Annotated in this window: 11 protein-coding genes; 6 read left to right on the top strand and 5 right to left on the bottom strand. The window is 55.8% G+C overall.

Features of this window, described 5'->3' with window-relative positions; translation table 11 throughout:
• Nucleotides 1–27: 27 nt before the first annotated feature.
• Entirely contained in the window at nucleotides 28–687 is a 660-nt protein-coding gene (locus VF709_RS01175; RefSeq protein ID WP_038984664.1) for a fumarylacetoacetate hydrolase family protein, read from the top strand.
• A gap of 92 nt (nucleotides 688–779) precedes the next feature.
• Nucleotides 780–1,220, top strand: coding sequence for a YcgN family cysteine cluster protein (locus VF709_RS01170; RefSeq protein WP_014832353.1), 441 nt, complete (start codon nucleotides 780–782; stop codon nucleotides 1,218–1,220).
• 121 nt (nucleotides 1,221–1,341) lie between these two features.
• Here the strand turns inward: VF709_RS01170 and dsbB are convergent, their stop codons facing one another.
• Together dsbB and nhaB are read right to left on the bottom strand one after the other, a co-directional pair.
• Nucleotides 1,342–1,872, bottom strand: a complete 531-nt coding sequence (dsbB, locus tag VF709_RS01165) for a disulfide bond formation protein DsbB (protein ID WP_028028084.1) — start codon at nucleotides 1,870–1,872, stop codon at nucleotides 1,342–1,344.
• 46 nt (nucleotides 1,873–1,918) lie between these two features.
• Nucleotides 1,919–3,457, bottom strand: a complete 1,539-nt coding sequence (gene nhaB / locus VF709_RS01160) for a Na(+)/H(+) antiporter NhaB (RefSeq protein WP_045903159.1) — start codon at nucleotides 3,455–3,457, stop codon at nucleotides 1,919–1,921.
• Nucleotides 3,458–3,658: 201 nt separating this feature from the next.
• Between nhaB and fadR the strand changes: the two genes are divergently transcribed.
• Nucleotides 3,659–4,378, top strand: coding sequence for a fatty acid metabolism transcriptional regulator FadR (gene fadR / locus VF709_RS01155; protein WP_013096152.1), 720 nt, complete (start codon nucleotides 3,659–3,661; stop codon nucleotides 4,376–4,378).
• Between the two features lie 81 nt (nucleotides 4,379–4,459).
• On the opposite strand, the gene VF709_RS01150 is transcribed toward fadR, so the two are convergent.
• Nucleotides 4,460–5,992 carry a SpoVR family protein gene (locus VF709_RS01150; protein WP_149896324.1) on the bottom strand — a complete coding sequence of 511 codons (1,533 nt, stop codon included), beginning with the start codon at nucleotides 5,990–5,992 and terminating at the stop codon, nucleotides 4,460–4,462.
• A gap of 320 nt (nucleotides 5,993–6,312) precedes the next feature.
• On the opposite strand from VF709_RS01150, the gene VF709_RS01145 reads away from it, so the two are divergent.
• Both VF709_RS01145 and dadX read left to right on the top strand, forming a co-directional pair.
• Nucleotides 6,313–7,611 carry a D-amino acid dehydrogenase gene (locus VF709_RS01145; RefSeq protein ID WP_014832348.1) on the top strand — a complete coding sequence of 433 codons (1,299 nt, stop codon included), beginning with the start codon at nucleotides 6,313–6,315 and terminating at the stop codon, nucleotides 7,609–7,611.
• Nucleotides 7,612–7,620: 9 nt separating this feature from the next.
• On the top strand, nucleotides 7,621–8,691 hold the full coding sequence (gene dadX, locus VF709_RS01140; protein ID WP_013096156.1) for a catabolic alanine racemase DadX: 1,071 nt from the start codon (nucleotides 7,621–7,623) through the stop codon (nucleotides 8,689–8,691).
• Nucleotides 8,692–8,738: 47 nt separating this feature from the next.
• Here dadX and VF709_RS01135 read toward each other — a convergent pair whose 3' ends face one another.
• Together VF709_RS01135 and ldcA are read right to left on the bottom strand one after the other, a co-directional pair.
• Nucleotides 8,739–10,472, bottom strand: coding sequence for a potassium/proton antiporter (locus VF709_RS01135; protein ID WP_013096157.1), 1,734 nt, complete (start codon nucleotides 10,470–10,472; stop codon nucleotides 8,739–8,741).
• A gap of 97 nt (nucleotides 10,473–10,569) precedes the next feature.
• Nucleotides 10,570–11,484, bottom strand: coding sequence for a muramoyltetrapeptide carboxypeptidase (gene ldcA, locus VF709_RS01130; RefSeq protein WP_013096158.1), 915 nt, complete (start codon nucleotides 11,482–11,484; stop codon nucleotides 10,570–10,572).
• Between the two features lie 96 nt (nucleotides 11,485–11,580).
• Between ldcA and emtA the strand changes: the two genes are divergently transcribed.
• Nucleotides 11,581–12,192, top strand: coding sequence for a membrane-bound lytic murein transglycosylase EmtA (gene emtA, locus VF709_RS01125; RefSeq protein WP_023621731.1), 612 nt, complete (start codon nucleotides 11,581–11,583; stop codon nucleotides 12,190–12,192).
• Nucleotides 12,193–12,217: the final 25 nt, after the last annotated feature.

Here is a 12,217-nt window from a genome sequence, read left to right as displayed (position 1 = left end):
AACACATCAACCGTTTAGGGGTCGACCATGTATCAACATCATAACTGGCAAGGTGCATTACTGGATTATCCCGTCAGCAAAGTGGTTTGCGTGGGCAGCAATTATGCCAAACACATTCAGGAGATGGGCAGCGCGACGCCAGAAGAGCCGGTGCTGTTTATTAAGCCGGAAACCGCGCTTTGCGATATCCGCCAGCCGCTGGCACTGCCGCAGGGACTGGGTTCAGTGCATCATGAAGTGGAGCTGGCGGTGCTGATTGGCGCGACGCTACGCCAGGCCTCCGAAGAGCATGTGCAAAAAGCTATTGCCGGTTACGGCGTGGCGCTGGATCTGACGCTGCGTGAGGTACAGGGCAAGCTGAAGAAAGCAGGGCAGCCGTGGGAAAAAGCCAAAGGCTTTGATAATGCCTGCCCGATCTCGGGTTTTGTTCCGGTCGGCGAATTTACCGGCGATCCACAGAACACGTCCCTCAGCCTGAAAGTGAACGGTGAGATCCGCCAGCAGGGCACCACGGCAGATATGATCCATAAGATCGTGCCGCTGATTGCCTATATGAGCCGCTTCTTTACCCTTAAGCCGGGTGATGTGATCCTGACCGGTACGCCAGAAGGTGTCGGACCTCTTAACGGTGGAGACGAACTGGACGTGAGCTTTAACGGCCTGTCACTGAAAACCCGCGTGCTGTAAACGCATTTTGCCGCCCCTCAGGGCGGCAAAACTTGCATCAACGTGCCAGACTCGTTATAAGGTGCGCTTTCTTTTGACGTGTGGACATCCTGATGAACGACATCCCTTTCTGGCAACGCAAAACTCTCGACGAAATGACTGACGTGGAGTGGGAGTCGTTATGTGACGGCTGCGGGCAGTGCTGCCTGCATAAGCTCATGGATGAAGACACTGATGAAATCTATTTCACCAACGTTGCCTGTAAGCAGTTAAACATCAAAACCTGCCAGTGCCGCAACTACGAGCGCCGCTTCGAGTTCGAGCCGGACTGCATTAAACTCACCCGTGAGAACCTGCCGACGTTTGAATGGCTGCCGCATACCTGCGCGTATCGCCTGCTGGCGGAAGGGAAGGATCTGCCGACATGGCACCCCTTGCTGACCGGCTCTAAAGCGGCCATGCACGGCGAGCGTATCTCTGTGCGTCACATCGCGGTGAAAGAGTCCGAGGTGCGGGACTGGGAAGACCACATTATGAATCACCCGACCCGGTGATAAATAAAAACCCGCCGAGGCGGGTTTTTATTGGGGTGCGGCCTGATGCCCTCACCCCAACCTTCTCCCACGGGAGAGGGCGCAAAAACTAAAAACGGCAACTATCGTTGCCGTTTTGCTTTTACCTTCCGAACAGATCGCGCTTCTTCGGCTTAAACGGCTGAGCAATCAGCACCAGCAGCGCCACGACGAAGTAGGCCACAAAAATGCCCACCAGCCACTGCGGCATCTCCAGCGACAGGAATTCCCACTGACGTACAGAGCAGTCACCGGAAGCGACAAACACCTGCGGCAGCCATTTATCCAGCGGCAACCAGCTCGGGAAGCGGGCAGCGAAATCACAGGTCATGAACGGCGACGGGTGCAGTTGCATCATGGTGTGCTGCCAGGAAAGCTCAATCCCTTTCCAGGCGCTGTACAGCCAGACCGCGATAGCGACGTAACGGAGCGGTGTTTTAGGTGCAATCGCACCCAACAGACCCGCGCCCATGACGCCAAACAGCGCGCAGCGCTCGTAGATACAGAGCACGCAGGGTTTGAGTCCCATCACATGCTGGAACCACAGCGCGACCATTTCCAGCGCAAAGGCGGTCAGGGCCATTAACAACCATGCTCCGCGACCGCGGGAGCACTGGTTTAAAAATCTCAACATAATCATTTCCCTGGAACATGCTTAGAAAGCGCAGTGTAAACGAATTTTAATGCGCCGCAAGTATACCCGCTTGTATCAGCCATTGCGTACAGGGAATGAGGGTAATTTTGACGCAAAGCAATCCCACAATGGTGAGCACCAGCGTATAGGGCAGCGCCATCCAGACCATCTTTCCATAAGAAAGACGTATGAGTGGCGCGAGGGCCGAGGTCAGCAGGAACAGGAAAGCGGCCTGTCCGTTTGGCGTCGCCACCGACGGCAGATTGGTGCCGGTATTAATGGCAACCGCCAGCAGCTCGAACTGCCCGGCGTTGATAATGCCTTCTTCCATCGCCGCTTTGGCTTCATTGATGTAGACCGTGCCGACAAAAACGTTATCGGAGATGGACGACAGCAGGCCGTTGAAGAGATAGAAGAGCGACAGTTGCGCGTCGGGCGCCGCCTGCAGTACAAAAGTAATAATCGGGGCGAACAGGTGTTGGTCGATAATCACCGCCACCACCGCAAAGAAGACCGCCAGCAGCGCGGTAAACGGCAGGGCTTCGGTAAAGGCTTTACCGATAGCATGTTCATCCGTTACCCCGCTAAAGGTCGTCGCAAGAATAATAACCGAAAGACCAATCAGCCCGACTTCGGCAAGATGGAAAGCCAGCGCGACGATAAGCCAGATACCGATGATCCCCTGCGCAATCAGACGCAGCGTCTCCTGGCGCGTGCGCTGCGTACGGTTCTGCTCGTCAAATTTATGCAGCTCTTTGCGAACTGGCTCAGGCAACTGCGCACCGTAGCCGAAAACGTTGAATTTCTCGACCAGGATACAGGTCGCTAACCCGCAGACGAACACGGGCAGGCTGACCGGTGCCATGCGCAGGAAAAACTCGCCAAAATGCCACTCAGCCGCTTTGGCGATGATCAGGTTTTGCGGCTCACCTACCATGGTCATCACGCCACCTAATGCGGTACCGACGCCCGCGTGCATCATCAGGCTGCGCAGAAACGCGCGGAACTGTTCCAGCACCTCACGGTTATGCGCCTCGACGTGGCTGTCGTCCTGCAAATCCTCGCCCGGACGGGACGATGCCACGCGGTGATAAATGCCGTAAAACCCGACGGCAACGCTGATGACCACCGCCACGACGGTTAGTGCATCCAGGAAGGCCGAAAGGAATGCGGCAGCAAGGCAGAACGCCAGCGACAGCATCGTTTTAGACGGAATGCTAAGCAACAGGCGGGTGAAGATAAACAGCAGCAGCTGTTTCATAAAGTAGATACCGGCCACCATGAAGATCAGCAGCAGAAGCACTTCAAGGTTGGATGCCAGCTCGGCTTTGACATGTTCTGCGCTCGTCATACCGATAACCACGGCTTCAAAAGCCAGCAAACCACCCGGCAGCAGGGGATAACATTTCAGCGCCATGGCCAGGGTGAAGATAAACTCCGCCACCAGCAGCCACCCGGCGACGAACGGAGCGATACTAAAAATAATGGGATTAACAACCAGGAAAACCAGAAGTATCAGTTTGTACCAGTCAGGAGACTGGCCTAAAAAATTGCGCCACAGCGCGCGCCCAAAAGAAATTTCCACAACAGACGTCCTTCCCCGTCAGGTAAAACAAAACATCAGTATACGCAAAAAATGCGTGGCGGAGGCGGATAAGCGTGTATTGTAAATTTCACGAAAATAAAACAGCGATCCCTCTTTTCTCTCTTTCACGCGCTACCTGCCACAGCATGCCTCTGGTATGATGAGTGCAATTTGCAAAAGCTGTGTAATGGAAATCTCACTATGGTCATTAAGGCGCAGAGCCCGGCGGGTTTCGCGGAAGAGTACATCATTGAAAGCATCTGGAATAATCGCTTCCCTGCGGGATCCATTCTTCCGGCTGAACGCGAACTCTCTGAACTGATTGGCGTCACTCGCACCACGCTGCGTGAAGTGCTCCAGCGACTGGCGCGCGATGGCTGGTTGACGATCCAGCACGGTAAGCCAACGAAAGTAAACAACTTCTGGGAAACTTCCGGGCTGAACATTCTTGAAACGCTGGCGCGCCTCGATCACGAAAGCGTGCCACAGCTGATTGATAATCTGCTCTCGGTGCGTACCAACATTGCGACAATCTTTATTCGTACCGCTTTTCGTCAGCATCCGGAAGACGCGCTGCAGGTGCTTGCCAGCGCGAACGAAGTGGAAGATCACGCGGATGCCTTTGCCACGCTCGATTACAACGTTTTCCGCGGACTGGCGTTTGCCTCCGGTAACCCGGTGTACGGTCTGATCCTGAACGGCATGAAAGGGCTGTATACCCGTATCGGTCGCCACTACTTTGCCAACCCTGAGGCGCGCAGCCTGGCGCTGGGCTTCTACCATAAGCTCAGCAAGCTCTGTACTGAAGGCCTGCACGATCAGGTGTATGAAACGGTGCGCCGCTACGGCCACGATTCCGGTGAAATCTGGCACCGGATGCAGAAAACTCTGCCGGGTGATTTAGCCATTCAGGGCCGCTGAAATAAAAAACCTCTCAAGTGAGAGGTTTTTTTCGCCCGGTGGCGCTTCGCTTACCGGGCCTACAAAACCCGGCAAAAACCATTACAACGTATTCAACCGCGCCGGGCAACGATCCAGCAGCTCCACGCTGCCATCTTCATTCTGCTGCTCCAGTAGCACATCAAAGCCCCACAGGCGATGCACATGCTTCAGCACCTCTTTGCGTCCTTTATCCAGCGGCGCCCGGTTGTGCGGAATATAGCGCAGCGTCAGGGAGCGATCGCCGCGTAAATCCACGTTCCATACCTGAATGTTGGGTTCAAGGTTGCTCAGGTTGTACTGGGAGGAGAGGCGAGAGCGGATCTCTCGGTAACCTTCCTCGTTATGGATCGCCGAAATCTCCAGGTAGTTATTGCGGTCGTCATCCAGCACGGTGAAGAAGCGGAAATCACGCATGATCTTCGGCGACATAAACTGGCTGATGAAGCTCTCATCCTTAAAGTCACGCATCGCGAAATGCAGCGTTTCCAGCCAGTCAGAGCCGGCGATATCCGGGAACCAGTATTTATCTTCTTCCGTTGGCGACTGGCAGATGCGTTTAATGTCCTGGAACATCGCAAAGCCGAGTGCGTACGGGTTAATGCCGCTATACCACGGGCTGTTGTAAGGCGGCTGGAACACCACGTTTGTATGGCTGTGCAGGAACTCCATCATGAACCGCTCGGTGACTTTCCCTTCGTCGTATAGATGGTTAAGGATGGTGTAATGCCAGAAGGTGGCCCAGCCTTCGTTCATCACCTGGGTCTGTTTCTGCGGATAGAAATACTGGCTGACCTTACGCACGATGCGCAGGATCTCACGCTGCCACGGCTCCAGCAGCGGCGCGTTTTTCTCCATAAAATAGAGCAGGTTTTCCTGCGGCTCAGACGGGTAGCGACGCGCTTCGGCAACCGCTTTCTCTTCTTCACGTTTCGGCAGGGTGCGCCACAGCATATTCACCTGGCTTTGCAGATACTCTTCGCGGCTTTTCTGCCGCGCTTTCTCCTCCTGGAGGGAGATTTTCTGTGGACGTTTGTAACGATCAACGCCGTAGTTCATCAGCGCGTGACAGGAGTCGAGCAGTTTCTCCACTTCGTCCACGCCGTAGCGCTCTTCGCAGTCGGTAATGTACTTACGCGCGAAGATCAGGTAATCGACAATCGAGCTGGCATCCGTCCAGCTGCGGAACAGGTAGTTATTCTTGAAGAACGAGTTATGCCCGTAGCAGGCATGCGCCATCACCAGCGCCTGCATGGTAATGGTGTTCTCTTCCATCAGGTAGGCGATACACGGATTGGAGTTGATCACGATCTCATACGCCAGCCCCTGCTGGCCGTGCTTATATAAGCGCTCCGTTTCAATGAATTTTTTACCAAACGACCAGTGCGGATAATTGATCGGCATCCCGACGCTGGAGTAGGCGTCCATCATCTGCTCGGACGTAATGACTTCAATCTGATGGGGATAAGTATCCAGACGATACAGTTTTGCCACCCGGTCGATTTCGGCGAGATAGACATCCAGCAACTCGAAGGTCCAGTCGGGTCCATCGCTCAGACGTGTGCTGTCCTTATTCAGGGAATCAATAGTAGCCATTAGCGCGCCCTCGTTGTGGGAGCTCTCTCTGTCTGGAGAGCCTCCTGATAAGCATAGATCACCGTGTTAAAAAGCGTGCTGGAGCAGAAATTTTTTCTTTGCGATTTCCCGTTTTTGATGCGGCAAAAAAAGCGTTCTTCACAGAATTTTATACTGGTTAAAAATAACGCGCAGCAGGAGATCCCAAATTCGCCTCATCCCCTGATGGTGGGGGATGTGTGAGGTAAGTCACCATAAAAAAGTCGTATGTTGAATAATATTTTCAACTAGGTTATCAATCTGTAATTAGAAGATTGTTCTTTTGCACATATGGAGTGGCTATGCGTGTTGTCATACTGGGAAGTGGTGTCGTTGGCGTAACCAGCGCCTGGTATTTAAGTCAGGCGGGACATGACGTGACCGTTATCGATCGTGAGTCAGGGCCTGCGCTGGAAACCAGTGCGGCGAACGCCGGACAGATCTCTCCGGGCTATGCCGCGCCGTGGGCGGCACCCGGCGTTCCGCTGAAGGCAATTAAGTGGATGTTCCAGCGCCATGCGCCCCTGGCCATCAGCCTCGACGGCACACAGTTCCAGCTGAAGTGGATGTGGCAGATGCTGCGCAACTGCGACACCCGGCACTACATGGAAAACAAAGGTCGGATGGTGCGTCTGGCGGAATACAGCCGTGACTGCCTGAAAGCACTGCGCGCCTCCACCGGTATTGAGTACGAAGGTCGCCAGGGCGGCACGCTGCAACTGTTCCGCACGGCGCAACAGTATGAAAACGCCACCCGTGATATTGCCGTGCTGGAAGATGCGGGCGTACCGTATCAACTGCTCGAAGCCAGCCAGCTTGGGCAGGTTGAACCGGCGCTGGCAGAAGTGTCGCACAAGCTGACGGGCGGCCTGCGTTTGCCGAATGATGAAACTGGCGACTGCCAGCTGTTTACGCAGCGTCTCGCGCAGATGTGCGAGCAGGCGGGAGTAAAATTCCGCTTTAATACCGCGGTCGACAAACTGCTGTCTGAAGGCGGCAGTATCTACGGCGTGAAGTGTGGCGATGAAGTCATTAAAGCGGATGCCTACGTCATGGCGTTTGGCTCCTATTCCACCGCGATGCTGAAGGGCATTCTCGACATTCCGGTTTACCCGCTGAAGGGCTACTCCCTGACCATTCCGGTAAAAGAGGACAGCGGTGCGCCAGTTTCCACCATTCTGGATGAAACCTACAAAATCGCCATTACCCGCTTTGATAACCGCATCCGCGTTGGCGGGATGGCGGAGATTGTCGGCTTTAACACCGAGCTGCTGAAGCCGCGCCGTGAAACGCTGGAGATGGTGGTGGGCGACCTGTTCCCGCGTGGCGGTTTTGTCGAGCAGGCAACCTTCTGGACCGGGCTGCGTCCAATGACGCCAGACGGCACGCCAATTGTTGGCCGTACGCCGTTCAAAAACCTGTGGACCAATACCGGCCACGGTACGCTTGGCTGGACAATGGCCTGCGGCTCTGGCCAGCTGCTTAGCGATTTGATATCCGGGCGCACGCCGGCAATTCCGTTTGACGATTTAAGTGCCGCACGCTATCAATCGGGGTTTACCCCTTCGCGTCCACAGCACCTGCACGGCGCGCATAACTAAGGAGTTGTCATGTCCCGTCCTGTTCTGGCTCAGCTCGATTTGCAGGCCCTGAAGGATAATCTGCAAATTGTTCGCCGGGCGGCGCCAGGTTCACGCGTCTGGTCGGTGGTGAAAGCCAATGCCTACGGCCACGGTATCGATCGTATCTGGAGTGCGCTCAGCGCCACCGACGGTTTTGCGTTACTGAATCTGGAAGAGGCCATTCTGCTGCGCGAGCGCGGCTGGAAAGGGCCCATTCTGTTGCTTGAGGGGTTCTTCCACGCCGACGATCTGCCGCTGCTGGATAAGTACCGGCTGACCACCAGCGTTCACAGCAACTGGCAAATTAAAGCGATTCAGGATGCAAAACTGCATGCACCGCTGGATATTTATCTCAAGGTGAATAGCGGTATGAACCGCCTGGGCTTCCAGCCTGAGCGGGTCCATACGGTATGGCAACAGCTGCGCGCCCTGAAGAACGTGGGCGAAATGACGCTGATGGCGCATTTTGCCGATGCGGAAAAACCGGACGGTATTGCCGATGCGATGGTGCGCATTGAGCAGGCGGCAGAAGGGCTGGATTGCCCACGTTCGCTCTCCAACTCAGCGGCCACGCTGTGGCATCCTGAGGCGCATTATAACTGGGTGCGTCCTGGCATTGTCCTTTATGGCGCCTCTCCCTCAGGCCAGTGGCAGGATATCGCCAACAGTGGCCTTAAGCCGGTGATGACCCTGCGCAGCGAAATCATCGGTGTGCAGACGCTGAAGGCCGGCGACACGGTGGGCTATGGCAGCCGTTACCGGGCGACAGGCGAGCAACGGATTGGTATTGTGGCGGGCGGTTATGCTGACGGCTACCCGCGTATCGCGCCGAGCGGCACGCCAGTCTGGGTAGACGGGGTGCGTACGGGAACGGTGGGCACCGTCTCCATGGATATGCTGGCCGTTGATCTCACGCCATGTCCGCAGGCGGGCATTGGTTCCCCGGTCGAGCTGTGGGGTAACGAAGTCAAAATTGATGACGTGGCTGCCGCGGCGGGGACGGTAGGGTATGAACTGATGTGCGCGCTAGCCCCAAGAGTGCCGGTTGTGACGGTGTAACGTGTCTGTGTGCCGGGTAAGCGTCAGCGCCACCCGGCAAAAAACCACTACTCCACGTCCTCTTCCATCGGCCGCAAACCGACTTTCCGCACTGCGTTATCTTCTTTCTCTGCTACGGTCCAGATCATCCCGGCAAACTCCACCTGGTCACCCACAACCGGGGCCGCACCAAGGCGCTGCTGGATGATTTCGCCCAGCGTTTGCTGGTTATCGTCGCCTTCAGCACCTTCATCCAGCCCATAAATCAGGGCCACATCCGCAAACCTGGCGCTGGCTTCCAGAATAAAATCGCCGAAGAAACGCTGATCCAGCGCCACCGGAGGCGACTGGCTGAACAGTTTACCCAGGGCGGGCAGGTCCCGCTCGCGGCCAATCACACACAGAATATCGCCTTCGCGTAGCCGGGTGCTGCCGGTTGGGTGCAGCAGGACATTATCGCGGAACAGGGCGGCAATTCGCGTTTCCGCAGGCATGTGCAAATCGCGCAGCGATGCCCCCACGCACCATTTATCGGCGCTGAGTTGGTAAACAAATTGTTCCCACGGGTTTTCCGGGTGAATATCCAGCCCCACGCGGGAAACCGGCCAGCCCACAGGAGGAACCACCACTTTGGCTTTTTTCGCCGCCCACCCGAGCGAGGTTCCCTGGAACAGCAGCGAGATCAGCACCACGAAGAAGGCGACGTTAAAGAACAGCCGCGCGTTGTCCAGACCGGCCATCATCGGGAAGACGGCCAGGATAATCGGCACCGCGCCGCGCAGCCCCACCCAGCTGATAAAGACGCGTTCGCGCAGGTTGAAGCCGCGAAACGGCAGCAGACCGGCAAACACCGACAGGGGACGGGCGAAGAAGATCATCCACGCCGATAAAATCAGCGCCGGAACGGCAATCGGCAACAGGTCTGACGGCGTCACCAGCAGGCCCAGCACGAGGAACATCCCGATTTGCGCCAGCCAGGCCAGCCCGTCGAAGTTCTGCAAAATGGCGTGACGGTTGCGAATAGGGCGATTGCCCAGCAGGAAGCCGCAAAGATAAACCGCGAGGATCCCGCTGCCGTTCAGCGCAGTGGTGACGGCAAAAATCAGAATGCCGCCGCTCAGGGCAAGCAGCGGGTAGAGCCCCGAAGGCAGCGATATCCGGTTGATCGTCTGCTGAAGCAGGTAACCCCCGGCCAGGCCGAGCGCAATCCCCAGGCCGAACTGCTGCAGGATATGCAGGACAAACATCCAGCTTAAGCCCGTTTCATGCTGCTGGATCATCTCTATCAGCGTGATGGTGAGAAATACTGCCATCGGATCGTTACTGCCGGATTCAATCTCAAGCGTGGACCCGACGCGTTCGTTCAACCCTTTGCCCCCCAGCAGGGAAAACACCGCCGCCGCGTCGGTTGAGCCGACAATCGCGCCAATCAGTAAACCTTCCATCAGATCGAGATGGAACAGCCACGCCGCCATCATGCCGGTCAGACCGGAGGTAATTAACACCCCGACCGTCGCCAGCGACAGGGCGGGCCCCAGCGCCACGCGAAATGAGCTCGCCTGGGTGCGCATCCCGCCGTCGAGCAGGATCACCGCCAGCGCAAGGTTACTGATCATGTAAGCGAAAGGGTAGTTATCGAAAGGAATACCGCCGATACCATCGACACCCGCCAGCATGCCGATGGCAAGGAAAATAACAAGAATAGGTATGCCGAGACGCGATGAAAATGAACTTAATAAAATACTACAGGTTACGAGCACAGAACCCAGAATGAAAAGACTGATTATCGCTGTGGCATCCAATGTTGTCTTACTCCCACCTCAATGTTAATGCTGTTACTAAAACCCTAACATATTAACGACGGAAACAGCGGTTTATTGAGGGGGATAAACGGCTTTTTTATGCCTTTAAGACCGGATGACCCCCAATCGTTAACCGACTGCCCGTTTCATCATGCTTCAGGATGGCCTGCGCGCCTAACGCCAGGGTGACGGTTTGCTGCTCGTGGCCGAAGTCCAGCCCGGTAATAACAGGAATATCAAGGCGTGAGCGGATGAAATCGACCATCGTTTCCAGCGAGTATCCTGCGTCATAGTCATTCGGCGCGGCACCGGTAAAACTGCCAAGAATAACCGCGGATTGACGTTCCAGAATACCGGCGTAATACAGCTGCAATAACATGCGCTCGACGCGGAACGGATGTTCATTGATATCTTCCAGCACCAGAATGCCGCCGTCAATTTGCGGCAGCCATGGCGTCCCGATGAGCGACACCAGCATTGCCAGATTTCCGCCCCAGAGTTGTCCTTCACACGACCAGTGCGGCCCGTTGCCCTGCCACTCAACGCTGTAGGTCGGGTTTTTCAGGGCGCGCCAGAAGTGTTCCACCGTAAATGGATCAAGCTCGGGTGCCCCGAAATTTCCGGCCAGCATCGGGCCGCTGAAGGTCACCACGTTATGCAGCGCGAGCAACCCCAGCTGGATTACGGTAAAGTCGCTGTGGCCGCAGATAAGCAGCGGATCCTGCTGCTGACGCTTTGCCAGCCCTTGCCAGTCAATACTCTCCAGCAACCGGCTCGCACCATAGCCGCCGCGCACCGCCAGCACGATATTGTTCTCACCCTGCAGGTTCACCAGGCTGTTGATATCATTCAGCCTTTGCGCTTCCGTACCGGCAAAACGCTGCTGGCGGCGGGGGATAATTGTCTGATTTTCTACCGGGTAACCGAGTTCCAGTAAGCGCTCAACGCCCCGCTGTGCCGCCTCCTGGTTGATGCAGTACCCGGACGGCGCGATAAGATGAAACTGAGACATGGCAATTCCTTGCTGAATGAGAATCTAATTGTCTATATCATGCCGCTTATACGTTGCCTGCTTCAAGGGCGATGACCGGCTATAAGGATAGATGACGTGAAATTGAGATGGTTTGCTTTTTTGATTGTGTTGCTGGCTGGCTGTAGTTCAAAACATGACTATCAAAACCCGGCATGGAACCCGGAAGTGCCAGTAAAACGGGCCATGCAGTGGATGCCGATCAGTGAACAGGCAGGCAAGGCCTGGGGCGTCAGCCCGCGACTGATCACGGCGATCATTGCCGTGGAATCCGGCGGTAACCCAACGCTTGTCAGCAAATCTAACGCCGTGGGGCTGATGCAGCTTAAGGCCTCAACCGCAGGGAGAGAGGTCTACCGCTATATGGGCTGGCGTGGTCAGCCGTCAACCAGCGAGCTGAAAAACCCGGAACGCAACATCTCCATGGGCACGGCCTATTTGAGCATTCTGGAACACGGCGTGCTGAAGGGAATCGAGGATCCAGAAGTGATGCAGTATGCGCTGGTGGTCTCTTACGTGAACGGCGCGGGTGCGCTGCTCAGGACGTTCTCATCGGACCGTAAGGAGGCGATAGAAGAGATCAACGACATGGACAAAGACGAGTTCTTTGAACACGTGGTGAAAAATCATCCGGCACCACAGGCTCCGCGTTATATCTGGAAAGTTCAGAAAGCGATGGATGCCATGTAATGCCGTTGTCGGGCGGCCTGTGTGC

It is taken from the genome of Enterobacter sp. Lyrl_3, from assembly GCF_051948675.1.
In the GTDB taxonomy this organism is placed as follows: Bacteria; Pseudomonadota; Gammaproteobacteria; order Enterobacterales; family Enterobacteriaceae; genus Enterobacter; species Enterobacter cloacae.
Note: the sequence above shows the minus strand (reverse complement) of the source record. Positions and strands in the feature narration are given on the sequence as shown.

Bases quoted from the DNA above. Each gene is read 5' to 3' on its own strand.
- VF709_RS01175 (WP_038984664.1), top strand. From the start codon at position 28: ATGTATCAACATCATAACTGGCAAGGTGCATTACTGGATTATCCCGTC.
- VF709_RS01170 (WP_014832353.1), top strand. From the start codon at position 780: ATGAACGACATCCCTTTCTGGCAACGCAAAACTCTCGACGAAATGACT.
- dsbB (WP_028028084.1), bottom strand. From the start codon at position 1,872: ATGTTGAGATTTTTAAACCAGTGCTCCCGCGGTCGCGGAGCATGGTTG.
- fadR (WP_013096152.1), top strand. From the start codon at position 3,659: ATGGTCATTAAGGCGCAGAGCCCGGCGGGTTTCGCGGAAGAGTACATC.
- VF709_RS01150 (WP_149896324.1), bottom strand. From the start codon at position 5,992: ATGGCTACTATTGATTCCCTGAATAAGGACAGCACACGTCTGAGCGAT.
- VF709_RS01145 (WP_014832348.1), top strand. From the start codon at position 6,313: ATGCGTGTTGTCATACTGGGAAGTGGTGTCGTTGGCGTAACCAGCGCC.
- dadX (WP_013096156.1), top strand. From the start codon at position 7,621: ATGTCCCGTCCTGTTCTGGCTCAGCTCGATTTGCAGGCCCTGAAGGAT.
- ldcA (WP_013096158.1), bottom strand. From the start codon at position 11,484: ATGTCTCAGTTTCATCTTATCGCGCCGTCCGGGTACTGCATCAACCAG.